We start from the raw sequence: 24,522 nt of genomic DNA on the forward strand, positions 1-24,522 counted from the left end.
CACCTCACGTGAAGGTTTGCATGCCCCAATCATGGCGCTACAGTTACCGCATCGCAAGAACGCACAAAGAAGTAAGCACCCCTTGGCTAACCGAAAAAACACCACCCCCGCGACTGCCGCAATCGACGTCGAAGCCGCATTCAAGCTGCTGGAAGGCCGCTGGAAACTGGTGATCCTGTTCCACCTGTTCGGTGGGCAAGTGAGGCGCTTTTCGGACCTCGAGAGGCTGATCCCCGGCATCACGCAGAAGATGCTTGCCCAGCAGCTGCGCCGCCTCGAAGCGGACGGCCTCGTAACGCGCACGGCCTACCACCAGGTGTCGCCGAAGGTGGACTACCGCCTGACCGATTGGGGCCAGGCGTTGTGCCCGGCACTGGATGCGATCCTGGCATGGGCGGAGCGCCGTGAAGACTTTCCGTAGGCCGCGCCGAGCTTGCGTGAGCCTATCCGAATGTTTGTGTGTGAGGCATAAACTGATGGCCAAGGAGCCACGTTATGCCACGCAAACGCAAGGAAGAAGTGACGATTGAACCGGGCAAGGGCTTGAACCTGGACCCGGAACTGATCAAGCAACTGGTACCCGGCACGCTGGATCGGGCGACGATCAACGAGCAGCTTGCGGCGCTCAAGAAGGCAATCTTCGAACGCGCGCTGGGCGGCGAACTGACCCACCACCTCGGCTACGAGAAGGGCGATGCCAAGCCGGCAGGCCGCACGAACCACCGCAACGGCACCAGCCGCAAGCGCATCACGACCGATGACGACCTGCTCGACGTCGAGATTCCGCGCGACCGCGAAGGCACCTTCGATCCGGTGCTGATCGCCAAGGGCGAGCGACGCTTCACCGGCTTCGACGACAAGATCATCGCGATGTACGCACGCGGCATGAGCGTGCGGGAGATTCAGGGTTTCCTGCTGGAGATGTACGGCATCGAGGTGTCGCCGGACTTCATCAGTACGGTGACCGATGCCGTGATCGACGAAGTGCGCGAATGGCAGCAGCGGCCGCTCGAGCCGATGTACCCGGTCGTGTTCTTCGACGCCTTGCGAGTCAAGATCCGCGACGAAGGCGTCGTGCGCAACAAGGCGATCTACCTGGCGTTGGGCGTGCGCCGCGACGGCACACGCGACGTGCTGGGCCTTTGGATCGAGCAGACCGAGGGCGCCAAGTTCTGGCTGCGGGTCGTCAACGACCTGAAACTGCGTGGCGTGCAGGACATCCTGATTGCCGTGGTCGACGGCCTGAAGGGCTTCCCGGAAGCGATCAACACGGTGTTCCCGGAAACGACGGTCCAGACCTGCATCGTGCATCTGATCCGGAACTCGCTGGACTTCGCCAGCTGGAAAGACAGGAAATCGGTCGCAGCGGCGCTCAAGGAGGTCTATCGGGCACCGTCGGCCGAAGCGGCCGCCGTGGCGCTGGACGCGTTCGATACGAGCCCGTGGGGTACGAAATACCCTCCGATTGCCGCGCTCTGGCGCCGGGCCTGGGATCAGGTGATTCCGTTCTACGCCTTCGCGCCGGATATCCGGAAAATCGTATATACGACCAACGCGATCGAGTCGCTGCACATGCAGCTTCGGAAGATCATCAAGGCGCGCGGCCACTTCCCGTCAGATGAGGCCGCGCTCAAACTGATCTGGCTGGCGCTGCGCAACGTCGTTGCCAAATGGACCGGCTCCCGGCACGATTGGAAGAGTGCGATGACTCAGTTCGCACTGCTTTACCCGGAACGATTCAACATTGGAGTCTGAATCTCAACCCGCCTCACACACGAAATTCCGGATACCTCCGCTTGCGTGCGTGAGGCTGATATGACTCCCGGTGTCAATCGGGATCGGTTTTTCGAGCAACGGCTGTCCCCACAATGGGAACAGCCGGTTTCTTGCCCGCTCGCGCAGGCCTACTCAAACCCCGCTCTTCAGCACCTTCCCGATCGCATCGGCGACGATCCCGACATTCGAATCATTCAGCCCCGCGACGCACATCCGCCCCGAGCGCAGGATATACACGCCGTGCACCTCACGCAGCGCGTCGACCTGCGATTCGCTCAGCCCCGTATACGTAAACATCCCCCGCTGCTTCACATACCGCGTGAGCGCCTCGCCGCTGACGTGATCACGCAGGCCGTCATGAATCGACTGACGCATCCGCGCGATACGCCGGCACATCGCCGACAGCTCCTCTTCCCACTGCTTGCGCAGCGCCGGCGTATTAAGCACGGTAGCCACGATCTTCGCGCCATGAATCGGCGGGTTGCTGTAATTCGAGCGCACCGCACCCGCCAACTGCCCGAGCACGCGATCAGCCGCAGCCGCATCCTCGCAGACCACGCTCAACCCACCCACCCGCTCCCCATACAACGAGAAATTCTTCGAGAACGAATTCGCGACCAACGCCGGCAGCCCGCGACGAGCCAGTTCGCGCACCGCGAACGCGTCCGCGTCGAGGCCCGCGCCGAAACCCTGATACGCCATGTCGACGAACGGCAGCAGCCCGCGCGTCTCGATCACGTCGATCAGCTTCTGCCACTGGCCTTCGTCGAGGTCGACACCGGTCGGGTTATGGCAGCACGCATGCAGCAGCACGACACTGCGCGCCGGCAGCGCGTCGATCGCCGCGAGCATCGCGTCGAACTTCAGGCCGCCCGTCGCCGCGTCGTAATACGGGTACGTGTTCACGGTGAAGCCCGCGCGCTCGAAGATGAAGCGGTGGTTTTCCCAGCTCGGATCGCTGAGCCACACCTGCGCATCCGGGAAGTAGCGCTTCAGGAAATCGGCGCCGACCTTCAGCGCGCCGGAGCCGCCGAGCGTCTGCACGGTCGCGATGCGGCCGGCCGTGCGCGCCGGGTGATCCGCGCCGAACACGAGCGCCTGCACCGCGTCGCGGTACGGCGCCATGCCGACCATCGGCAGGTACGGCTTCGGGCCGACGTCGCGCTGCTGCGCCGTCTCGGCTTCGCGCACGGCTTCCATCACGGGAATCCGGCCCTCGGCATCGAAATAGATGCCGATGCTCAAGTTGACTTTCTGCTCGCGCGGGTCTTTCTGGAAGTTCTCGTTGAGCGTCAGGATCGGATCGCCGGGATACGCGTCGATGTGTTCGAACATGGCTTTATCGGTCTGGTTGGATGAAAAATCGTGCTGTCTCCGGGCGCACGGCCGGCATCGCCGCCTGCGTCACCGCGCCGACGCGCGGCTGCCCACTTCGTACCGCGCGTTCTTCTGGCGGAAACGGTACCCGATCGCGAGCACGGCGAGCCACACCGGGATCAGGTACACCGACAGCCGCAGGTCCGGCGTCAGGTACATCACGACGAGAATGGCGGCCATGAACGCCAGGCACAGGTAATTCGTGAAAGGATAGCCCAGACTGCGGAAGCGCGTCTCCTGTCCCGCCGCGCGCTTGGCCTGGCGGAACTTCAGGTGGATCAGGCTGATCATCGCCCAGTTGATGATCAGCGCCGACACGACGAGCCCCATCAGCACCTCGAACGCCTTGCCCGGCATGAAGTAGTTGACCAGCACGCACACGCCGGTCGCGAGCGCCGACGCGCCGAGCGCCGCGAGCGGGATGCCGCGCTTGTTCACGCGCATCAGCGCCTTCGGCGCATTGCCCTGCTGCGCGAGGCCGAACAGCATGCGGCTGTTGCAGTACACGCCGCTGTTGTAGACCGACAGCGCGGCCGTCAGCACGACGACGTTCAGCACGTTCGCGACGAGGTCGCTGCTCAGCGCGTGGAAGATCAGCACGAACGGGCTGCCGCCGGTGACGACCTTCTGCCACGGATACAGCGACAGCAGCACGGCGAGCGCGCCGATGTAGAAAATCAGAATGCGGTAGATCACCTGATTCGTCGCGCGCGGGATGCTGTGCTGCGGATCGTCCGCCTCGGCCGCGGTGATGCCGACCAGCTCCAGCCCGCCGAACGAGAACATGATCGCCGCCATCGACATCACGAGGCCCGACACGCCGTTCGGGAAGAAGCCGCCGTGCTGCCACAGGTTCGCGACGCTGGCCTCCGGGCCCGCATGGCCGCTCAGGAGCAGCCAGCCGCCGAAGCCGATCATGCCGACGATCGCGGCCACCTTGATGATCGAGAACCAGAATTCCGTCTCGCCGTACGACTTGACGCTCGTCAGGTTGATCAGGTTGATCGCGACGAAGAACACGAGCGCGGACACCCAGGTCGGCACGCCCGGCCACCAGTACTGCACGTAGATCCCGACCGCCGACAGCTCGGCCATGCTGACGAGGATGTACAGCACCCAGTAGTTCCAGCCGGAAATGAAGCCGGTGAAGTGACCGAGGTATTTGTCTGCGAAATAGCTGAACGAGCCCGCGACCGGCTCGTCGACCACCATCTCGCCGAGCTGCCGCATGATGAAAAACGCGACGACGCCAGCCACCGCGTAGCCGAGCAGCACCGACGGGCCCGCCATCTTGATCGTCTGCGCGATGCCGAGGAACAGCCCCGTGCCGAGCGCGCCGCCGAGCGCGATCAGCTGGATGTGGCGGTTCTTCAGCCCGCGCTTCAGGCCGTCCTTCTCATGTCCAGAAACCATGTCTTCTCCACTCTTTCCGCCTCCTCTGGAAGCGGTGCGCCTTCGGTGTGCCGGGCGCTGTGTTTTGCTGTGCCGACGGCCGTTCGTGGGGCCGCCGAGTTGGGGACTGCAATCTTCGCGCCGGCCTCCGACCGCCTTCGACAGGCCCACCCAACCGGCCCGCCGATCGCCGTGCCTGCTGCCCTATTTGCAGCCGCACACGAAAATCGGCCGTCAGTTTAGCGTCGCGACGGCGAAATCGGGTTTCGTAACCCGTTCATGCAAACCCTACATTATGAGATAAGATTGCATCCGGGAGACACATGAGGAAACAAAAATGCCTGAACCGGTACTCGACCGCATCGATCGCCACTTGCTGTCGATCCTGCAGGAGCATGGACGCGCGTCGAATCTCGAACTGGCGAAGGCGGTCGGCCTGTCGCCTGCGCAGACGCTGCGCCGCCACCGGCGGCTCGAGGAAATCGGCGCGATCCGCCGCTACGAGACGCGGCTTTGCCCCGACACGCTCGGCTTCGGCGTCACCGCGTTCGTGCACGTGACGATGGAGCGCGGGCACATCCGCGACCTGTCCAAGTTTCAGAAGCTCGTGTCCGATCTCGCGCAGATCCAGGAATGCTTCTCGGTGACGGGTGACATCGACTACGTGCTGAAGGTGGTCGCGCACGACCTGAAGGGCTTGTCCCGGTTCCTGCTCGAAACGCTGATGCGCATTCCCGGCGTGAGCGGCGTGCATTCGAGCGTGTGTCTCGACGAGATCAAGTGTACGAGCGCGATGCCGGTCGAAAGCTGAGCGGCGCTCCATTCGAAATTCCCGATCAACAAAATCGAAACAATGATCGCTCAGGTTTGCGGACGTCTAAAAATACTCGTTTAAAAACAGATACATTCCGCACGACAGATACCTGAATCGAAATTCACTCGATTCAATCAGCGATTCATCCGGATTCAATTTCCTTTTCCGATTTTTCCGACTATGGTTCCTGTCGGCGAAAGCCGATTGTCATGATGCGCGGCGGCGAATAATCGCTGCCGCCATTACGCGCGACGATGCGTCGACACGCACCGCTGCCACACATCCCGCAGCGGTCTTGTTGCGCACACAACCATTCAGACCGAGGGCCCATGAAACACACCATTCGCAGATCCGTTGCTTCCGTGATGCTGCACGCGCTGGCCGGCGCGGCGCTGTTCACCGCGATGGCCGGCGCGCATGCGCACGGCCGCCTGACCGAACCGCCGTCGCGCATCGTGCTGTGCACGCTAGGCCAGAACCCCAATTGCCCGGTCGACGCGTGGCATGCGAACGCGATGGAAAACGGCAAGTTCTTCCCCGCGACGCAAAGCGGCCTGTCGGATTCGTTCGCGCCCGCCGACGCGAAGAATGCCGCGCCGCCGAAGGACGGCGAGATCGCCAGCTCCAGCACGAACGGCCCGGTGCCGGTGCTGGACGAGCAATCGCCGAGCCGCTGGCAGAAGATTCCGCTGCGCTCGGGCGCGCTGCAGAATTTCAAATGGGAATTCAGCGCCGTGCACAAGACACGCCGCTGGAACTACTTCATCACGCGCGCCGACTGGAATCCGTCCGCGAAGCTGACCCGCGCGCAGTTCGAGCCCACGCCGTTCTGCACGATCCAGAATCCCGGCCAGCCGTACTGGAACCCGAACGCGAACCTGGTGCCGCAGCAGCCGACGGTCCATCAATGCCGGCTGCCGGTGCGCACCGGCTATCACGTGATCCTCGCGGTGTGGGAAGTGGCCGACACGGCGATGGGCTTCTATCAGGTCGTCGACGCAACCTTCACCAACGGCGACACGACGCGCAGCCCGTTCTGATCCGCCACCATCGCATGGCGCGCGGGCGATGCCCGGCGCGTCATGCGGCCGCCCGCCCGCGCCGCCCCGCAGGCGCGTAAGACAGCCGACATTCCGGCGTAACGGCACCGAAAGCGCCCGGCCTCCGTATCTTCATACTGAACTGTTTCAATGCGCGTGCTCGTCGCCGGCCCGCTGCGATTGCCTCCATTGCGCATGCGTGCCGCATTCACTGACCCGCCCGCATGGAGTTCCAGAAGATGTTCCGTCAAGCCTTGCTCGTCACCGCCTGCGCAGGCGCCGCCCTCGCCCTGTTCGCCTGCGGCGGCAGCGACGACGTGACCGCCGTGTCATCGCAGGATGCGATGCAGACCGCCACGCCGATCAAGCACCTCGTCGTGATCTACGGCGAAAACATTTCGTTCGACCACTACTTCGGCACCTACCCGAACGCGACGAACCCGCCGGGCGAGCCGACGTTTGCCGCGGCCGCGAACACGCCGGCCGTCAACGGCCTGTCGGGCACGCTGCTCACCGCGAACCCGAACTTCACGAACACGGCGAACGGCGCCGACGCCGCGAACCCGTTCCGCCTCGACCGCACGCAGGCCGCGACCGCCGACCAGAACCATGCGTATACGGCCGAGCAGCTGGCCGAGGACAACGGCCTCGCCGACCTGTTCCCGAAATACACGGGCAGGGGCTCGTCCGGCGGCGCCGGCGCGTTCGGCACGAAGGGCCAGGTGATGGGCTACTTCGACGGCAACACCGTGACCGCGCTGTGGAACTACGCGCAGCGCTTCGCGATGAGCGACAACATGTACACGACGTCGTACGGCCCGTCGACGCCGGGCGCGCTGAACGTGATCTCCGGCCAGACCAACGGCATGCAGATCGTCAAGACGTCGAAGCAGCCGTCGACGCTCGCCGCCAGCTCGTACTACATCAACGACGGCCAGGGCGGCTTCACGATGATCAACGACGTCGACCCCGGCTACGACGTGTGCTCGAGCACGACCGACCAGGCGATGATGGCCGGCAAGAACATCGGCGACCTGCTGAACGGCGCGAAGATCACGTGGGGCGGCTTCATGGGCGGCTTCAACCTGTCGACGGTGAACGGCAACGGCACGACGGGCTGCAGCCGCAGCACGGTCGCGACCGCGGTGAACGCCGCGACGACCGATTACATCCCGCATCACAACTGGTTCCAGTACTACGCGTCGACCGCGAACCCGCAGCACACGCGGCCGAGCTCGCTCGCGGCGATCGGCTCGAGCGTGCAGGCGGACGGCAAGACGGCCGAGCCGGCGAACCACCAGTACGACACCGACGATTTCTTCGCGGCGGTCAAGTCCGGCAACTTCCCGTCGGTCAGCTTCCTGAAGGCGCCGGCCGCGCAGGACGGCCACGCGGGCTATTCGGATCCGCTCGACGAGCAGGCGTTCGTCACGAAGGTCGTCAACTTCCTGCAGCAGCAGCCCGACTGGCAGAACACCGCCGTGATCGTCACCTATGACGATTCGGACGGCTGGTACGACCACGTGTACGCGGCCCCGACGCACGCGTCGTTCGATGCGGTCGACCAGTTGAACGGCAGCGGCCAGTGCGGCACCGGCGCGGCCGGCGCGGGCGTGAACGGCCAGCCGGTCAACGGCCGCTGCGGCCCGGGCGTGCGGGTTCCGCTCGTCGTGATCTCGCCGTACGCGAAGCAGAACTACGTCGATCACACGATGATCGACCAGGCATCGGTGGTCCGCTTCATCGAGGACAACTGGCTCGGCGGCCAGCGCATCGGCGGCGGCTCGTTCGATGCGCTGGCGGGTGACCTGCGCGGCCTGTTCGACTTCGCGTCGAAGCCGAACACGACGCCGCTGTATCTCGATCCGACGCTCGGCACCGCGCTCGGCTCGGCGCCGGCGATCTGATCGCCGACGTCATCCTCCGCCAGGCCGGCGCGCGACGCGCCGGCCTGTTCCGTTTCCACGCGCCGCCTTCACGATCGACCGCATGACCGCCCGCCCCGCCTTCCCGCCGCCCGGCCCCGCCTCGGCCACCCCATCGCGCCGCCCGCTCCATCTCCTGCGTCGCGCGGCGCTCGCGCTCGGCGCGGCCGCGATCGGCTATGCCGCGTTCGCCGTCGCGTTTCCCGCGCACACGCCCGCCGCGATCGGCGATGCCGTCGCGGGCTGGACCGGCGCGAACCCGCACCCGATCGTGCTGCAGCGCCCGGCCGCCGCGCCGCTGTCGGCGGTCGCGCAGCTCGGGCGCGCGCTGTTCTTCGATCCGGCGCTGTCGGCATCGGGCAAGCAATCGTGCGCGTCGTGCCACAGCCCCGATCACGCGTACGGGCCGCCGAACGCGCTGGAAGTGCAGCCCGGCGGCATCGCGATGACCCTGCACGGCTACCGGCCGCCGCCGTCGCTGATGTACCTGTACCGGCAGCCGAACTTCAGCATCGGCCCCGACGCCAGCGAAAACGACGACGCGGCGAGCGTCGCGCAGCAGGCCGCGTCGGCGGCGGGCGTCGTGAAGGCGCAGAAGGTGGCCGGCACGGCGGCCGCGCCGCAGCTCGTGCCGCAAGGCGGGCTGTTCTGGGACGGCCGCGCGGACACGCTGCAGCAGCAGGCGTTCGGCCCGCTGCTGAACCCGGTGGAGATGGCCAACACGAGCATCGACGACGTCGCGCGCAAGCTCGCGCGCTCGCCGTACCGCGCGCAGTTCACGCAGCTGTTCGGCGCGCGCATCTTCGACGATGCGCGGCTGTCGGTGGCCGAGGCGATGTTCGCGATCGCACGCTACCAGGTCGAGGATCCGTCGTTCCACCCGTACGACAGCAAGTACGACCGCTGGCTCGAGGGCCGCGCGCGGCTCACGCAGGCGGAGCTGCGCGGCCTGCGGCTGTTCAACGATCCGGCGAAGGCGAATTGCGCGGGCTGCCACCTGTCGAAGCCCGGCGCCGACGGGCTGCCGCCGATGTTCACCGACTTCCAGTACGAGGCGCTCGGCGCGCCGCGCAATCGCCTGCTCGCGCAGAACCGCGATCCGGCATTTCACGATCTCGGGGTGTGCGGGCCGTTCCGCGACGACCTGAAGGACCAGGCCCAGTACTGCGGGATGTTCCTGACGCCGACGCTGCGCAATGCGGCCACCCGCCACGTGTTCTTCCACAACGGCGTGTTCCACTCGCTCGATCAGGTGATGGCGTTCTACAACGAGCGCAACACGGCGCCGGAGAAGTTCTATCCGCGCGGGCCGGACGGCAAGGTGGACGCGTATGACGACCTGCCCGTGCAATATCGCGGCAACGTCGACGTGACCGATGCGCCGTTCGACCGCAAGCCGGGCGACGCGCCCGCGATGACGGCGCAGGATATCCAGGATATCGAAGCATTCCTGCACGCGCTGACCGACGCGCCGGCGCGTTGAGCGCGGCGCGGCCGGTGTCGAATCGGGTGTGAGTGGATGATGCGAATGCGGCGGTGAAACCCGCCGCGTTCGCTGAAGGCGATCAGCCGGCGCGCTGCGCGCGGATCGCGGCGATGCACGCGGCGAGCCGCCGGTTGCTCTCGTCGATGCCGAAGCTCGCCGCGCGGGCCTGCGCGCGCGCCGCGAGATCGGCGCGCAGCGCATCGTCGGTCAGCAGGCGCGCCATCGCGTCGGCCAGCGCGTCGACGTCGCCGATCGGCACCAGCATGCCGGCCCGGCCGTCGTCGAGGATGTCGCGCGGCCCGGTCGGGCAATCGGTCGACACGATCGCCTTGCCCAGCGCGAGCGCCTCGATCAGCACCATCGGCATCCCTTCGTTCTTCGAACTGAGCACCTGGATCGAGGCGCCCGCCATCACCGGGTGCGGGTTGTTCATCTGCCCGGTGAAATGCACGCGCGCGCCGACGCCGAGCGTGTCCGCCAGTTGCCGGAGTTCGTCGCGATACGCGCCGTCGCCCACCAGCACGAGATGCTCGGCCACCGCGTGCCGCGCAACCAGCTGCGCGTACGCGCGCAGCAGCGTGCGGTGATCCTTCTGCAACTCGTCGAGGCGCGCGACCGACACGATGTACGGCGCGCCGCCCGGCACGACCGGCTGCTGCGCCGCCGCCGCGTTCGCGCGAATCGCGTCGATGTCGATCGCATTGGGCAGCACCATCACGCGCGGCTGCCGCTCGCCGAACATCTGCCCGGCTTCGGCGGCCATCTGCGGATTCAGCGCGGCAAGGCTGTCGTAGCGGTTGTACTGGTTCATCAGGCGCCGCACGCGGCGGCCCTGGCCGCCGAGCCGTGCGATGAAGCTGAAGTGATTGACGCCGATCCAGGGCACGCCGAAGCGGCCGGCGAGCCGCCGCAGCGACAGGTCGTAGTCGACGATCACGTCGACGTTGCGCGCCAGTTCCGCGACCCGCCGCGCGATGTGCGGGCGCACCGCGAACGCGCCGTGGATGTCGCGCGCGATCCGCCCGGCCTTGCCGAGCCGGCTCGCATGGCGCCGGTCCTGGAAATAGCGGAGCCAGCGCGGCTGCACGAGGATCTCGACCGGCACGTCGGCCGGAATCAGCGCGCGGAAGCGCTGGGCCAGCATCGGCGACGCGTACGTCACCGACAGCACGATCCGGAAACGCGTGCGGTCGAGAATCCGCAGCCACTGGATCAGCGACGACTCGATGCCGCCATTGCCGAAATCCGTTACATGGAACAGCACGCGCACCCGCGTGTCCCGGCCCTCGTCGATACCCCGTTCAACCATGATTCTTATGCGAAAAACCGCTCAATTTTCGGAATGCGGCATAACCGCGGCGCGGCACTTTATAACACAGCCCCCCTGTGCCGCCAACCGGCGCCCCGGTGGGGTCGCGATCGACTTCGACGCCGCCGCTTAGAACAGGTACATCCCGGCGACGAACACCACGCCCGAAAACAGCAGCGTGGTCACGCAGTAGCCCATGATGTCGCGCACGCCGAGCCCCGCGATCGCGAGCGCCGGCAGCGCCCAGAACGGCTGCGCCATGTTGGTCCAGGCCTCGCCGTACGCGATCGCCATCGCCGCCTTGCCGAGATCGGCGCCGAGCGCCTGCGCGGCCGGCATCACGAACGGCCCCTGCACGACCCAGTGGCCGCCGCCCGACGGCACCGCGAAATTGATCACCGCCGAGCTCAGGAACGCAAGCAGCGGGAACGTGTGGACGTTCGCGACGTCGACGAACCATTTCGTGATCACGCCCGCGAGGCCCGAATGGTCCATCAGCGCCTGGATGCCCGCATAGAACGGGAACTGGATCATGATCCCCGACGCGCCCCGCGCCGCGCCCGCTACCGCGCGCGCGTAGGCCATCGGCGTGCGGTGCAGCAGGATGCCGGCCGCGAGAAACGCGAGGTTCACGGTATCGATGTCGAGCGCGAAGCCCTTCTGCATGAAGCGCAGCACGAGGAACACCGCGCACAGCATCGCGACGAGCACCGACAGCGCACGGCTTTCCTCCAGCCGCTCGGCGAACGTCGCATCGGGCCCGAGCGTGCGCTCGACGCTCGGCGGCTCCGCGAGCAGCGCCGGATCGACGCTGACGACGTCCCCCGGCTTCGGCATCATCATGCGCGCGAGAAACGGCAGCATCACGATCAGGCCGATCGTCACGAATGCGTTGTAGCCGGTGAACAGCGTCTGCGACACCGGGATCAGGCCGATGGTCTTCTCCATCGGGTTGCCCTTCGTCGCGGCCACGAGCGGAATCGAGCCCGACAGCCCGCCGTGCCAGCTCAGGAAGCCCATGTACGCGGACGCGACCAGCAGCCGGTAGTCGCTGCCGGCCACGCGCCGCGCGACCTCGCGCGCGAGCATCGCGCCGAGCACGAGGCCGAAGCCCCAGTTGATCGCGCACGCGAGCGCGGCGACGAACGTGACGAGCATCACGCCCTGCCCCGGAGTGCGCGCCGTGCTCGCGAGCGCGACGAGTGCGCGCTTGACCGGCGGCGAGCTCGCGAGTGCGTGGCCGGTGACGAGAATCATCACCATCTGCATCGAGAACGCGAGCAGGTTCCAGAAGCCCGAGCCCCACATCGTCGTGAGTTGCGCGGGCGAATTCGGCGTGAGGCCGAACGCGAGCGCGAACGTGACGATTGTCAGCAGGATCGCGAAAATCAACGGGTCGGGCAGCACGCGGTGGACCACCTGCGTGAAAAAGCGGGAAATGCGCTGGATCAACGTGTTCTCCTCGTATCCTGATCGGTATGGCCGCGCTGGTGTCGTTCTAGGGAATGCGCGGGCCGCGCGGATTCTTGCACAGAACCGAAGTTCGCGCGTCGAACCGCATCGGGATGCGTGGGAAACGGGATGGGGCGTCTGTTCTCCCGGACTCGATTCGGATGGTTCGTCGATATCGCGTACCGAAGCGTCAGGGCTGGCGAACCGCGACCGCCAGTTCCGGCACGGTCTCGCGCTGCGCGGCGGCACGGCGTTCGGCCTGCCGCTCGGCCCACCGGTACGCGGCGAGCGACCCGGCCACCGCGAACAGCATCGGCACGAGGCTGTCATGGCCCACGCGCGTGAACTCGAGGAGCAGCACGACCGCGGTGATCGGCATCTGCATCGACGCCGCCAGGAACGCCGTCGCGCCGACCAGCGCGCATCCGCCGGCCGACGCGCCCGGCCACGCGAGGCTCCACGCGCCGCCGAGCACGATGCCGAGCAGTGCGCCGTTCGCGAGGCCGGGCGTCAGCAGCCCGCCCTCCGCGCCCGCGCGCAGGCTGCTCGCGGTGATCAGCACCTTCAGCGCGAGCAGTGTCGCCGCGACCCCGATCGTCAGCGCGCCGTCGAAGCTCAGCGACGCCGCGCCCTTGCCATTGCCGAGCAGTTGCGGAAAACGCATCGCAAGCCAGCCGATCGCCGCGAAGTTCAGCACCGCGAGCACCGGCAGCCGCCAGTCCTTCGGCGCGGCCGCGCGCGCCCGGCTCGTGAGCCGCACGAAGCCGTACGCGGCCAGCCCGAACACGGGCCCGCACAGCGCCGACCATGCCACCAGCGACGCGCTCAGCACGAACGGCGGCACGCTGTACTGGTGCTCGTTGCCGAGGCCGAGCCACGCAACCGCCGCCGCGATCGCCGACGTCGCGACGGCCGGCACCAGCGCGCGCAGCTCGAAGGTGCCGAGCAGTACTTCGAGCACGAACACCGCGCCGCCGAGCGGCACGTTGTAGACGGCCGCCAGCCCCGCGCCGGCGCCGCACGCGACCATCAGCCGGCAGTCGGCCGGCGACAGCCCCGCACGATGCGCGAGCCGGCCGGCCAGCAGCGCGCCGATCTCGCGCGGCGCGACCTCGCGGCCGAGCGGCGAGCCGAGCGCGACGGTGGCGATCTGCAGCAGCGCGTGGAGCGTCGTGCTGGCGGCCGGCATCCGCGGATCGTCCGCGCGAATCGCGCGCCGGATGCTGACGAGCGGCCGGCCGTAGCGGTACAGCGCCCACCAGCCGACGCCCGCGACGAGCCCGCAGCCGGTCAGCACGACGAGCCGGCGCAGCGAGTCGGCCGCGCTCACGCCGGCCAGGAAGCTTTCGTTGCCGATGAGGTGTGTGGTGCTGTAGCCGTACGCGGCATGCTGGATCGCGTGCAGCAGCAGCGCGAGCAGCATGCCGCCGAGGCCGGCGCCAGCGCCGGTCAGCACGGTGACGGCGGCGAGTTTGACGAGCGGGCTGCCGGACGAAGACGGCGGTGCGGAGGAAGCAGGCGGGAGATCGGAGCGCATGGAGTCGGCCAACGGAAGCGGAGCGGACGGCGCGCGTCGCGCACGCCGTAACCAGCCCGCATCCTAGGCTTCCGGCCCTCATGAGACAAACGCATTTTTCTGATCAACTCATGCGTTCAAAGAATGATTAATCGATCGACCTCCCGACGATCACGCCGGATAGTCGATCCGCTCCGGCGCGCGCCGCATGATCACCTTGCCGCCCCGGATCGACAGCGCGGCCTTCGCCTGGCGGCGCAGCGCGTCGTAGTCGCTGTCGGCGTCGAGCACGACGAGGTTCGCCGGCCGGCCGACCGCGATCCCGTAGCCGTCGCCGAGTTGCATCGCCTTCGCGCTGTGGTCGGTCACGAAGTCGAGGCCGCGCTGCAGATCCTGATAGCCCATCATGTGGCAGATGTGCAGCCCCGCATCGAGCACGCGCAGGATGTTGCCGTTGCCGAGCGGATACCACGGATCCTTGATCGAATCCTGCCCGAAGCACACGTTGATGCCGGCGCGGTCGAGTTCGGCGACGCGCGTGACGCCGCGCCGCTTCGGGAACGTGTCGAAGCGCCCCTGCAGGTGGATGCTCTCGGTCGGGCACGAGATGAAGTTGAGCCCCGCGCGCTTGAGCAGGCGGAACAGCTTCGAGCAATACGCGTTGTCGTACGAGCCCATCGCGGTGGTATGGCTCGCCGTCACCCGCGCGCCCATGCCGCGCACACGCGCTTCCTCCGCGAGCACTTCGAGAAAGCGCGAATGCGGATCGTCGGTTTCGTCGCAGTGCACGTCGACGAGGCAGCCGGTGCGTTCGGCCAGATCCATCAGGAAGCCGATCGAGCTGACGCCCTGCTCGCGCGTGTTCTCGAAATGCGGAATCCCGCCGACGACGTCCGCGCCCATCTCGATCGCCTGCGTCATCAGCGCGCGGCCGCCGTCGAACGATTCGATCCCCTCCTGCGGGAACGCGACGATCTGCAGGTCGATCACGTCGCGCGCCTCGTCCTTCACCTCGAGCATCGCCTTCAGCGCGGCGAGCGACGGGTCGGTCACGTCGACATGGGTGCGCACGTGCTGGATGCCGTGGTCGCGCAGCATGCCGATCGCCGCATGCGCGCGCGTCTTGGTGTCTTCGTGCGTGATCGTCGCCTTGCGTTCGGCCCAGCGCTCGATCCCCTCGAACAGCGTGCCGCTCATGTTCCATGCGGGTTCGCCGGCGGTAAGCACCGCGTCGAGATGGATATGCGGCTCGACGAGCGGCGGGATCGCGAGGCGGCCGCCCGCGTCGGCATCATCGCCGTGCACGGCATCGATGCGGGCCGGCTGCGCGTCGATGCGGGCAATCCGGCCCGCATCGATGCCGATCGTGAAGAGGCCGTCGCGGCCGCGCAAGCGTACGTTGAACAGGTTCATGTGTGGTCCTGGCATGAAGCGTCCGCGCGCCGGGCGCGGCGAACGCGTGACGTGAAATCGACAAAGGAAATGGCTGATGCGGCGAAGCCGCGCGTCACGACCAGCCTTCGATCCGCAGCCCGGTGGCGGCGGCCGCCTCGTCGCGCGACACCGCGCGCACCTGCTGGCCGAACGTCCAGACGTGCTGCTCGGGATCGCGCGCGCGATAGGTGCGGTCGCCCCAGAACTGGTCGGCCGGCGCCTGCAGAATCGCCGCGCCGGCCTGTCGCGCGCGCTCGCAATGCGCGTCGATGCCGTCGGCGAGCTGCACATGCACGCACTGCGTGTTCTTGCCGCCGACGCCCAGCGGGCTCGCGACGAAGTCGGCCCATTCGCCGCCGATCATCACCGTGCCGCCGTCGCAGCTCAGCTCGGCATGCGCGAGCTGGCCGTCCGGCGTGCTGACGACGACGCTGCGCACGAAGCCGAACGCGCGCTCGAGCCAGTCGAGCGCGGCCCATGGATCGCGGTAGAACACGGCGGCACTGACGGACGGACGGCGGCTGGGCGTGGTCATCTTCGGTCTCCGGCGCGAGGGAATGAAACGCCCATTCTCCGCGCGCGCGGCGCGCCGATCAACCGCCGCGCGGCCGTCCACCCCGTGTTGCGACGGCGCGACAACAGCAGGACATCCGCGCCTCGGCCGCCGCGCGCGATTTCGCCCGTGCGGCCCGCCTGCGGCGCATGCGCCGCTGCATGTCGGTTTTGTGAAGCACTCTTGCGCGATCTGCAACGGAGCTGTCGCGCCGCCCTGCCGAAATCGCCGGGCGTGCATCCCTATACTTGCGCCGAACTTTTTGTCCGCAGTCCCACACGCAGGAGCCTTTACGTGAAAAAAACCCTTGTCGCCGGCGCAGCAGCCGCCGCCCTGTTCGCCCCGCTCGCGCACGCACAGAGCTCGGTTACGCTGTACGGCCTGATCGACGCCGGCATCGTCTACACCAACAACGCGAACGGCGCGTCGCTGTGGCGCCTGAACAGCGGCACGATCAACGGCAACCGTTTCGGCCTGCGCGGCACCGAGGATCTCGGCGGCGGCCTGAAGGCGCTGTTCGTGCTCGAGAACGGCTTCAACGTCAACAACGGCGCGCTCGGCCAGGACGGCAAGCTGTTCGGCCGCCACGCGTACATCGGCCTGACCCGGAACGGCTTCGGCACGGTGACGCTCGGCCGCCAGTACGACACGATGGTCGACTTCGTCGCACCGCTGTCGGCCACCGCCGGCGACTTCGGCGACGCGAGCTTCGCGCATCCGTTCGACAACGACAACCTGAACCACTCGCTGCGCATCAACAACGCGGTCAAGTACACGAGCGACACGATCGCGGGCTTCAAGTTCGGCGCGATGTACGCGTTCTCGAACGCGACGAACTTCGGCGCGAACCGCGCGTACAGCGCCGCCGCGAGCTACACGAACGGCCCGCTGAAGCTGGCCGGCGCGTACCTGCAGATGAACGGCACGAAGGGCACGACGAGCGCGAGCCCGGGCGCGACGGACGCCGCCGAGGCGAAGGGCTTGAACCAGGGCGGCTGGTCGATCGGTTCGGACCGCATGCGTTCGTACGGCGGCGGCATCAACTATGCGTTCGGCCCGGCCACCGTCGGCTTCGTGTACACGCGCTCGCAGTACGACAACACGGGCTCGTTCGGCTCGACCGGGCAAATCGCGTTCAACAACTACGACGTGAACGTGCGCTATGCGGTGACTCAGGCCTTCAGCCTCGGCGCCGCGTACGTGTACACGGACGCCACCGTGTCGCACCCGGACAGCAGGCACGGCACCGATCCGAAGTGGCACCAGGTCGACCTGCAGGCCGTCTACAAGCTGTCGCGCCGCACCGACGTGTATGCGGAAGCGATCTACCAGCACGCGTCCGGCCGCGGCTACCAGGCGTTCATCAACGGCTCGGGCGGCGCATCGAGCACGCCGAACCAGGTCGTCGGCACGATCGGCATGCGCACGCGCTTCTGAACGCCGTCGCACGACGCGCCCGCCATACGACGAACCCGCCTGCAAAGGCGGGTTTTTCGTTTGGCGCGTGCGCGCCGGGCGCCGCTTCAATGTTGCTCGTTCTGGAAGGCTGCCTGCCTGGAATCGGGGTTTTTGCGCGCGCCGCCGCTGCGTAGACTTCGGTCAACGGTTCGGATCACTCGCTAATTGCCGGACCGCATCGCATACCCAGGAGGAAATCGTGAAATCGCTCGTCGTCACCGCCGCCGCAGCCGCCGTGCTGCTCGCTTCGCCTGCCCTGTCGTTTGCGCAGTCGTCGTCGCACGTCACGCGCGCGCAGGTGCTGCAGGAACTGTACGACCTCGAATCCGTCGGCTACAACCCGTCGACCGGCGACTCCGGCAACTATCCGGACGACATCATGGCCGCGCAGGCGCGCCTCGACGCGAAGCGTCTCGCCGAGCACAAGGCCGCCACGGCCGCGTACGGCCCGGCCGGCACCCCGGCAGTGGAATCGGGCACGGCCGCGAAGCCGGCGCTGTAAGCACGAACGGCGCCGTGCGCATGCCAGTGGTCCGGGCATGCGCGCGGTGCGCGCGAGTCGATCGTTCCGGGGAATCGACCCGCGACGCAGGTCATTACGCTCCCTTCACGCCGCCTGTTGCGGGCTCCGGTCGAGCGCCATCAGCATCTCAACGTCGCGCGCGATCATGCCCGGCACTTCCGCGCGCAACATCTCGACCCAGGTCCGCACCTTCGCGTCGATGAAGCGGCGCGACGGATACAGCGCATAGACGTTCATCTTCTGCAGGATATGGTTCGGCAGCACGCGCACGAGCGAACCGTCGCGCAGCGCGTCGATCGCCGAATACAGCGGCAGCATCCCGATGCCGATGCCGTCGCGGATCGCGAGCGCGAGCGACTCGGCGGTGTTGGTCTGCACCGGCCCCGTGACGTGGATCTGTTCGACGCCGCCCGGCCCTTCGAGCAGCCATTCGTGCGTCGGGAACGCCGGCGTGCACAGGGTCAGGCACGCGTGCGCGCCGAGGTCCTGCGGCCGGGCCGGCGCGCCGTGCAGGCGCGCGTATTCTGGCGACGCGCACAGGATGCTGAACGTCGAGCCGAGCAGGTGCGACACGAGTTCCGAATCGGGCAGCGACGACGCGGTCACGACCGCCATGTCGCTCGTGCCGTCGAACAGGTCCGGCATCCGCTGCGACAGCGACAGCTCGATCGACACGTCGGGAAACTGCGCGTGATAGCGCGTGAGCGCGGGCAGCACGTAGTGATGGCCGACGCTCGCGAAGCTGTGCATACGCAGCACGCCGGCCGGCCGCTCGTGCGCGCAGCTCGCTTCCTCTTCCGCGCGATCGACGTCGGCGAGGATCTGCCGGCAGCGCCGCAGATAGCTTTCGCCGGCGGAGGTCAGCGCGAGACGGCGCGTCGAGCGGTTCATCAGGCGGGTGCGCAGCCGCGCCTCGAGCTCCGACACCGCGCGCGACATCGCGCCCGTCGTCGAATTCAGCGATTGCGCGGCGGCGGTGAAACTGCCCGTCTCGACGACGCGCGTGAACACCCGCATGTTTTGAAGCGTATCCATTACCGTGAACCCGTGAAGCCCCTGTGTAGGAGCGCTATTTTCCTCCACGGAATGCGATGCATTGTTACGCCGGCTGCAACTATCGTTTCCCCGGAGCTGCGTTAATGTGCGCGCGCCGCGCTCCTACAATCGGCGCCTCACCAGTCGAACGGGCGCGTTCGGCCAGGCCCGGGCGCGTCGCCCGGCGCGGGCCGCGCCCTCTCTTGCCATGAAGCCACAACCTGTGATCGAGCCCCCTTCCGTCGGTATCCAGCGATGGGGACGACGGCTCGATCCGCTCGGCAAGACGGCGCGCGACTGGGCCGCGAGCGACGGGCTGATCTGGCTGCACCTCGCGAAAACCGTGTTCGCGGCGCTGCTCGCGATGGGCATCGCGATGCGGCTCGAGATGTCGCAGCCGCGCACCGCGATGACGACGGTGTTCGTGCTGATGCAGCCGCTGTCCGGGATGGTGTTCGCCAAAAGCTTCTACCGGGTGCTCGGCACGGCGGCCGGCCTCGTCGCCGCGCTGGCGCTCGGCGGCCTGTTCGCGCAGCAGCCCGAGCTCTACATGGCCGGCATCACGCTGTGGGTGGGCGGCTGCATCGCGCTCGCGGTGCGCAACCGCCACTTCCGCTGGTACGGCTTCGTGCTGGCCGGCTACACGGCCGCGCTGATCGGGCTGCCCGCGGTGATGACTCCGCAGACGCTGTTCCAGTCCGCGCTGACGCGCGCCGCCGAGGTCGCGCTCGGCATCGTGTGCTCCGGCGTCGTCAGCGCGCTGGTGCTGCCGCTCAGCTCCGCGAAGGCGCTGATGCGATCGCTGAACGCGCGCCACGCGAAGTTCGCCGCGTTCGCGGCCGGCGCGCTGGGCGGCGACGTCGAGCGCGGCGCGTTCGAACGCCAGTTCGCCGATTTCGTCGACGAGATCGTCGGCTTCGAGGCGAACCGCGCGTTCGCATCGTTCGAGGATCCGCACATCCGGGCCCGCAGCCGGCGCCTCGCGCGGCTGAACAGCGAATTCATGAACGCGTGCACGCGGCTGCATGCGCTGCACCAGCTCGTCAAGCGCCTGCGGGCGGGCCAAGCGGACGCCGTGCTCGCGGCGCTCGCGCCGCACGTCGACGCGCTCGCGCAACGGCTCGTCGCGCTGCGCGACGAACTGCGCCGCGGGCCCGCGCGCGCGACCGGCGCGCTGCTCGACCTGCGCCGCTTCCATTCGGCGCTGCCGAAAGCCGCGCGGGCGTCGCGCCGCGACCTCGAGGACCATGCGGCCGGCGGCCTGCTCGACTACGACACCGCGATCGAGCTGATGTATCGCTTCGCGGGCGAGTTCATCGGCTATGCGGATACCTACGCGTCGCTCGACGAGGACGACCATGCGTTCGAGCGTTCCGTCACGCACTACGCGGTGAAGACCAACGGCTTCTTCGTCGGCTTCACGTTCCTGCGCACCGTGGTCGCGGTGGGCGCGACGAGCTGCTTCTGGATCGCGTCGGAATGGCCGAGCGGCGCGCTCGCCGTGATCGGCGCCGCGATTGCGTGCGCGCTCAGCTCGACGTCGCCGCGCGCGCCGAAATTCGTCGCGCAGATGGCCGTCGGCGCGGGGTTCGCGACGCTCGTCGGCTATCTGTTCCTGTGCTACGTGTACCCGAACATCGACGGATTCCCGCTGCTGTGCGCGGTGCTCGCGCCGGTGCTCGGCTTCGGCGCGTTCCTCGCGATGCGGCCGGGCATGTCCGGCTACGGGATCGGCTTCGCGGTGTTCTTCTGCCTGCTCGCGGGCCCCGACAACGTGATCGCGTATACGCCCGAGATGCTGATCAACAACGGCTTCGCGGTCGTCGTCGCGATGCTCGCGTGTGCCCTCGTGTTCGCGGTGGTGTTTCCAACCCACATGCCCTGGCTGACCGGACGCATCACGCACGACCTGCGCCGCCAGGTGACGCTCGCGTGCGAAGGTGCGCCCGACGGGCTCGCGCAGCGCTTCCAGTCGAGCACGCACGACCTGATGGCGCAGCTGCGCACGCTGCTGGTCAGGCGCACGCGCCAGCATCGCGACGCGCTGCGCTGGATGCTCGCGACGCTCGAGGTCGGCCACGCGGTGATCGACCTGCGCGACGAGGTGCGCGCGTTCGCCGCATCGAAGCCGCCGCAGGCGCTGCGCTGGACCGCATCGATCGAGCCCGTGCTCGACACGCTGCCGCGCTTCTTCGACGACCCGACGCCCGCCCATCACGTGCGCACGCTGAAATCCGTGAACCTCGCGATCCGCACCGCGCAGCATGTGCTGATCGCATGGCATGCGGTGCCGGAAGAGCGCCGCCGCATGCAGCGCATCGTCGGCTGCCTGCACTTCGTGCGCAGCGCGCTGCTCGACAAGGATGCGCCGTTCAACCGGCATCGCCGTTGAACGCGCGAGCGCGGCATCCTTGTTCGGAATGCAAATAAGCTCTCCCGGCACGGTGATTAATCTCCAGGCAGTGCGAGCCTATAGTTGGGTCACTGCCAGCGAGACTGGCCCTCACCCAGGAGAAACCGAAATGAAGCCGCTGCACCTCGCCCTCGTTGCCCTGTCGCTCACCGCCGCTGTCGCGCACGCGCAGCCGGCGCCGGCCGAGCAGGCGCCGCAACAGGCGAACCGCGCCGAAGCCGTGCAGGCCGCCGGCCGCGCCGATCATGCGCAATCGAAGAAGGAAGACCCGAACGCCTGCGTCGGCCCGGTCAGCTTCTGCAACGTCTACTTCGGCAGCTGAGCATGACGCCGCGTCGCGACGGCCTTGCCCGCAGTGCCCGCATCGGGTGCGCGGGCGCGCGCCGGGCCGCCCGCTCACCCGAGCATCACCTTCGCTCCCTTCGCTCGCGCCGCTTCGCCTGAACCGGCGCGCACGGCGTTTACGTCCCCCGCCCCGGCCGCCAGCCGACCTCGCGCAACGCATCCAGCAGGCGCGCCCCGCCCAGCCCTTCCACCCGCACGCCGCGCGATTCGACGTCGCCGCCCGCGACGAGCGCATTCACGATCGCTTCCTCCACCGCTTCCGCCGCCGCGACGAACAGCGCGGAAAGATGATCGTTGTTGACCATCTTCACGCTCGTCGTCGGTGCGCCCTTGCGTCCGTAGTCCGCCGCCGGCAGCCCGTGATTGCCGGTCGCGAACGCCAGGAAGATGTCGCCGCTCGAATCCTCGGTGCCGCCGCCGACGCGCGCGAGCCCGACGCTCGCACGCTGCGCGAGGCGCGTGCACTGATGCGGCAGCAGCGGCGCGTCGGTCGCGAGCGTGACGACGATCGAGCCCATGCCCGGCTCGCCCCGCGCGGCCGGCGCACGGAACGGCGAATGCGCGTGCCCGAGCACCTCGCCGACCGGATAGCCGGCCACGCGCAGCATGTCGCGCACGCCGTGGTTCGCCTGCACGAGCGCGCCGACCGTCCAGCCGCCCGCGTCCGCGCCCAGCACGCGCGACGCGGTGCCGATGCCGCCCTTGAACTCGTGGCAGATCATCCCCGTGCCGCCGCCGACGCCGCCTTCGGCGACCGGCCCCGAGCGCGCGGCGGCCTGCGCCTGCTGCACATGCGACGCCGTCACGTGCTGCCCCCAGATGTCGTTCAGCAGGCCGTCGAAGGTTTCCATCACGACCGGCATGCACCAGTACACGCGATCGCGCGCGGCATCGCGTTCGGCCGCGACGAGCGCGTCGCGCACGACGCCGATGCTGTGCGTGTTGGTGGTCGCGATCGGCGTGGTCAGCAGGCCGGCTTCGCGAATCCATTCGAGGCCCGTCGCGTCGCCGTTGCCGTTCAGCACATGCACGCCGGCGAAGCACGGATCGTCGTGCGCGATGCCCGCGCGCGGCTCGATCACCGTCACGCCGGTGCGGATCGACGCGTCGCCGGCGTCGACGTTCAGCGTGCAGTGCCCGACCCGCACGCCCACGACGTCGGTGATCGCGTTGAAGCGGCCCGGCGTGCCGAGCCCGATGCGGATGCCGAGATCCCTCGTGCGCATGATGCAAATCCTCCAGTAAGTAGTTCGTTCGATGGTCGGTCAGAGTGCGCGGAACGCGTCGCTGTGACGCGCCCACTTCACGTACATCGCGAGCGCGGCGACGAACAGCCCCGCGATGATGATCAGGTCGGTCGGCCTGGCCGACGACGACAACGTCGTATAGAGCGTATACGCGGCGCCGGCCACCGCGACGAGCGGCGTCACGGGCCACAGCGGCATCCGGTAATGATGCGCCACGTCGCGGCGCACGAAGCGGCTCGCGAGCGCGGCGAGGCCGACGACGAGATAGACGAGCAGCAGCGGGTCGACCGTGAACGCGGTCAGCTCGTCGAGGCTCGATACGAACACGAGCCCGGCGGACGGCACCGCGAGCGCGAGCGTCGCGAGCCACGGCGACTGCAGGCGCGGGTGGATCGACGAGAACGCGCGGTTGCACGCGCGCGGCCACAACGCATGGCGGCCGCTGCTGTACAGCAGGCGCCCCATCGTGATCACGATCGCGATGATCGCGTTGAACACCGACAGGAAGATCCCGCCGCTCACCACGCGCGACACGGCCGGATTGCTGAGCGCACCCACCACGTAGCCGATCGGATCGGCGCTCTTCGTCAGCTCGGTCAGCGACGGCGCGCCGAGCACGATCGCGGTGAGCGGCACGAGCTCGACGACGAGGATCACCAGCAGCGAATAGATGACCGTCTTCGCGACGTTGCGGTTGCCGCCGCGCAGGTCTTCCGCGAGGAACACCGCGGAGCCGAAGCCGTTGTAGCAGAAGATCGCGGTGCCGATCGCCGGCACGATCGCGGCGGCCGCGGCCGGTATCAACACGCCGCCGCTCGCGACGACCGGATGAAGCAGCGCGTCGGCGCCGCGATGCGGCGCGCCGAAGCCGAGCCCCGCGATCAGCATCAGCACGCCGATCTCGACGACCAGGAACGCGCCCGTGATCCACGCGTTGGTCTTGATGTTGAGCATGCCGAGCACGTAGCTGAGCAGCACGATCGTCAGCGCGACCGGCTGGTTGCCGAAGTGCGTGCCGAGCGCGTTGTTCAGGTACGGCGCGGCGCCGCTCGCGAGCACCGCCGGAATGAAGACGCTGACGGACAGCACCGCGATGAAGGTCAGGTAGCCGGGCAGCGTGCCGAACACGCGCTTAGCCATCACGTATTCGCCGCCCGCGCTGCGGTGCGCGGCGCTGAGCTCCGCATAGCAGAGCGCGAACGCGAACGCGAGCACGCCGCCGAGCAGGAACGACAGCACCGCGCCGCTGCCCGCCTGCTGGATCGCGAACGGCGCGATCACGAAGATCGAGCTCGCGGGCGTCACGCCCGACACGGTGATCATCACCACGTCGCGCACGCCGAGCGTCTGCGCGAGCGCGTGCGGCGCTTCCTCTGCTGCAGGCGCCGCTTGCATCGCGCCCGTCGATTCCGACATCATCGCCATCT

The 24,522-nt window shown here is 68.0% G+C and carries 20 protein-coding genes; 10 read left to right on the plus strand and 10 right to left on the minus strand.

The genetic code is table 11. The features are described from left to right. Positions 1–82: 82 nt before the first annotated feature. Both ABFO07_RS22775 and ABFO07_RS22780 read left to right on the plus strand, forming a co-directional pair. Entirely contained in the window at positions 83–421 is a 339-nt protein-coding gene (locus ABFO07_RS22775) for a winged helix-turn-helix transcriptional regulator (protein ID WP_347469605.1), read from the plus strand. A 74-nt stretch (positions 422–495) separates the two neighbouring features. Further along, positions 496–1,755, plus strand: a complete 1,260-nt coding sequence (locus ABFO07_RS22780; RefSeq protein ID WP_175900972.1) for an IS256 family transposase — start codon at positions 496–498, stop codon at positions 1,753–1,755. A gap of 153 nt (positions 1,756–1,908) precedes the next feature. Here ABFO07_RS22780 and ABFO07_RS22785 read toward each other — a convergent pair whose 3' ends face one another. Together ABFO07_RS22785 and ABFO07_RS22790 are read right to left on the minus strand one after the other, a co-directional pair. After that, positions 1,909–3,111: an amino acid aminotransferase gene (locus ABFO07_RS22785; protein WP_059807724.1), complete on the minus strand. Its 1,203-nt coding sequence runs from the start codon at positions 3,109–3,111 to the stop codon at positions 1,909–1,911. Positions 3,112–3,180: 69 nt separating this feature from the next. Beyond that, on the minus strand, positions 3,181–4,566 hold the full coding sequence (locus ABFO07_RS22790) for an amino acid permease (RefSeq protein WP_059880965.1): 1,386 nt from the start codon (positions 4,564–4,566) through the stop codon (positions 3,181–3,183). A 316-nt stretch (positions 4,567–4,882) separates the two neighbouring features. Here ABFO07_RS22790 and ABFO07_RS22795 point away from each other — a divergent pair, with 316 nt between their 5' ends. The 4 genes from ABFO07_RS22795 (at position 4,883) to ABFO07_RS22810 (ending at position 9,807) form a co-directional block, all read left to right on the plus strand. Beyond that, positions 4,883–5,356 (plus strand): Lrp/AsnC family transcriptional regulator, encoded by a 474-nt coding sequence (locus ABFO07_RS22795; protein WP_017329536.1) that lies wholly within the window; start codon positions 4,883–4,885, stop codon positions 5,354–5,356. A gap of 368 nt (positions 5,357–5,724) precedes the next feature. Further along, positions 5,725–6,399 (plus strand): lytic polysaccharide monooxygenase, encoded by a 675-nt coding sequence (locus tag ABFO07_RS22800; protein ID WP_060149501.1) that lies wholly within the window; start codon positions 5,725–5,727, stop codon positions 6,397–6,399. 239 nt (positions 6,400–6,638) lie between these two features. Then, positions 6,639–8,306 carry a phospholipase C gene (locus ABFO07_RS22805; RefSeq protein WP_347469607.1) on the plus strand — a complete coding sequence of 556 codons (1,668 nt, stop codon included), beginning with the start codon at positions 6,639–6,641 and terminating at the stop codon, positions 8,304–8,306. An 82-nt stretch (positions 8,307–8,388) separates the two neighbouring features. Further along, entirely contained in the window at positions 8,389–9,807 is a 1,419-nt protein-coding gene (locus ABFO07_RS22810) for a cytochrome-c peroxidase (protein ID WP_347469608.1), read from the plus strand. Between the two features lie 82 nt (positions 9,808–9,889). Here the strand turns inward: ABFO07_RS22810 and ABFO07_RS22815 are convergent, their stop codons facing one another. The 5 genes from ABFO07_RS22815 to ABFO07_RS22835 form a co-directional block, all read right to left on the minus strand. Beyond that, a complete protein-coding gene (locus ABFO07_RS22815; protein WP_124490561.1) occupies positions 9,890–11,074 on the minus strand; it encodes a glycosyltransferase in 1,185 nt (394 codons plus the stop codon). Positions 11,075–11,248: 174 nt separating this feature from the next. Then, the gene (locus ABFO07_RS22820; RefSeq protein ID WP_059807736.1) at positions 11,249–12,571 is read right to left on the minus strand and encodes a TIGR00366 family protein; all 1,323 of its coding nucleotides are present in this window, start codon (positions 12,569–12,571) and stop codon (positions 11,249–11,251) included. 190 nt (positions 12,572–12,761) lie between these two features. Next, a complete protein-coding gene (locus tag ABFO07_RS22825; RefSeq protein ID WP_347469609.1) occupies positions 12,762–14,108 on the minus strand; it encodes a chloride channel protein in 1,347 nt (448 codons plus the stop codon). A 150-nt stretch (positions 14,109–14,258) separates the two neighbouring features. Continuing rightward, entirely contained in the window at positions 14,259–15,500 is a 1,242-nt protein-coding gene (codA, locus tag ABFO07_RS22830) for a cytosine deaminase (RefSeq protein ID WP_059807743.1), read from the minus strand. A gap of 94 nt (positions 15,501–15,594) precedes the next feature. Beyond that, positions 15,595–16,056 carry a VOC family protein gene (locus ABFO07_RS22835; RefSeq protein ID WP_059880980.1) on the minus strand — a complete coding sequence of 154 codons (462 nt, stop codon included), beginning with the start codon at positions 16,054–16,056 and terminating at the stop codon, positions 15,595–15,597. A 312-nt stretch (positions 16,057–16,368) separates the two neighbouring features. Here ABFO07_RS22835 and ABFO07_RS22840 point away from each other — a divergent pair, with 312 nt between their 5' ends. Beyond that, positions 16,369–17,511 (plus strand): porin, encoded by a 1,143-nt coding sequence (locus ABFO07_RS22840; protein ID WP_347469610.1) that lies wholly within the window; start codon positions 16,369–16,371, stop codon positions 17,509–17,511. A 220-nt stretch (positions 17,512–17,731) separates the two neighbouring features. After that, on the plus strand, positions 17,732–18,034 hold the full coding sequence (locus ABFO07_RS22845; protein WP_059890919.1) for a DUF4148 domain-containing protein: 303 nt from the start codon (positions 17,732–17,734) through the stop codon (positions 18,032–18,034). A 105-nt stretch (positions 18,035–18,139) separates the two neighbouring features. Here the strand turns inward: ABFO07_RS22845 and ABFO07_RS22850 are convergent, their stop codons facing one another. Continuing rightward, positions 18,140–19,090, minus strand: coding sequence for a LysR family transcriptional regulator (locus tag ABFO07_RS22850; protein WP_059566694.1), 951 nt, complete (start codon positions 19,088–19,090; stop codon positions 18,140–18,142). A 208-nt stretch (positions 19,091–19,298) separates the two neighbouring features. On the opposite strand from ABFO07_RS22850, the gene ABFO07_RS22855 reads away from it, so the two are divergent. Together ABFO07_RS22855 and ABFO07_RS22860 are read left to right on the plus strand one after the other, a co-directional pair. Further along, positions 19,299–21,482 carry an FUSC family protein gene (locus tag ABFO07_RS22855; protein WP_347469611.1) on the plus strand — a complete coding sequence of 728 codons (2,184 nt, stop codon included), beginning with the start codon at positions 19,299–19,301 and terminating at the stop codon, positions 21,480–21,482. 130 nt (positions 21,483–21,612) lie between these two features. After that, positions 21,613–21,825, plus strand: a complete 213-nt coding sequence (locus tag ABFO07_RS22860; protein ID WP_347469612.1) for a hypothetical protein — start codon at positions 21,613–21,615, stop codon at positions 21,823–21,825. Positions 21,826–21,964: 139 nt separating this feature from the next. Here the strand turns inward: ABFO07_RS22860 and ABFO07_RS22865 are convergent, their stop codons facing one another. Further along, entirely contained in the window at positions 21,965–23,074 is a 1,110-nt protein-coding gene (locus tag ABFO07_RS22865) for a P1 family peptidase (RefSeq protein ID WP_060352154.1), read from the minus strand. A gap of 39 nt (positions 23,075–23,113) precedes the next feature. Continuing rightward, positions 23,114–24,520, minus strand: a complete 1,407-nt coding sequence (locus ABFO07_RS22870) for an APC family permease (protein WP_347469613.1) — start codon at positions 24,518–24,520, stop codon at positions 23,114–23,116. Between the last annotated feature and the right edge of the window lie 2 nt (positions 24,521–24,522).

The organism is Burkholderia stagnalis, from assembly GCF_039848545.1.
Lineage (GTDB): Bacteria > Pseudomonadota > Gammaproteobacteria > Burkholderiales > Burkholderiaceae > Burkholderia > Burkholderia stagnalis.

Bases quoted from the DNA above. Each gene is read 5' to 3' on its own strand.
- ABFO07_RS22865 (WP_060352154.1), bottom strand. From the start codon at position 23,074: ATGCGCACGAGGGATCTCGGCATCCGCATCGGGCTCGGCACGCCGGGC.
- ABFO07_RS22870 (WP_347469613.1), bottom strand. From the start codon at position 24,520: ATGGCGATGATGTCGGAATCGACGGGCGCGATGCAAGCGGCGCCTGCA.
- ABFO07_RS22780 (WP_175900972.1), top strand. From the start codon at position 496: ATGCCACGCAAACGCAAGGAAGAAGTGACGATTGAACCGGGCAAGGGC.
- ABFO07_RS22790 (WP_059880965.1), bottom strand. From the start codon at position 4,566: ATGGTTTCTGGACATGAGAAGGACGGCCTGAAGCGCGGGCTGAAGAAC.
- ABFO07_RS22860 (WP_347469612.1), top strand. From the start codon at position 21,613: ATGAAGCCGCTGCACCTCGCCCTCGTTGCCCTGTCGCTCACCGCCGCT.
- ABFO07_RS22805 (WP_347469607.1), top strand. From the start codon at position 6,639: ATGTTCCGTCAAGCCTTGCTCGTCACCGCCTGCGCAGGCGCCGCCCTC.
- ABFO07_RS22855 (WP_347469611.1), top strand. From the start codon at position 19,299: ATGAAGCCACAACCTGTGATCGAGCCCCCTTCCGTCGGTATCCAGCGA.
- ABFO07_RS22825 (WP_347469609.1), bottom strand. From the start codon at position 14,108: ATGCGCTCCGATCTCCCGCCTGCTTCCTCCGCACCGCCGTCTTCGTCC.
- ABFO07_RS22800 (WP_060149501.1), top strand. From the start codon at position 5,725: ATGCTGCACGCGCTGGCCGGCGCGGCGCTGTTCACCGCGATGGCCGGC.
- ABFO07_RS22835 (WP_059880980.1), bottom strand. From the start codon at position 16,056: ATGACCACGCCCAGCCGCCGTCCGTCCGTCAGTGCCGCCGTGTTCTAC.
- ABFO07_RS22810 (WP_347469608.1), top strand. From the start codon at position 8,389: ATGACCGCCCGCCCCGCCTTCCCGCCGCCCGGCCCCGCCTCGGCCACC.
- ABFO07_RS22850 (WP_059566694.1), bottom strand. From the start codon at position 19,090: ATGGATACGCTTCAAAACATGCGGGTGTTCACGCGCGTCGTCGAGACG.
- ABFO07_RS22785 (WP_059807724.1), bottom strand. From the start codon at position 3,111: ATGTTCGAACACATCGACGCGTATCCCGGCGATCCGATCCTGACGCTC.
- ABFO07_RS22795 (WP_017329536.1), top strand. From the start codon at position 4,883: ATGCCTGAACCGGTACTCGACCGCATCGATCGCCACTTGCTGTCGATC.
- codA (WP_059807743.1), bottom strand. From the start codon at position 15,500: ATGAACCTGTTCAACGTACGCTTGCGCGGCCGCGACGGCCTCTTCACG.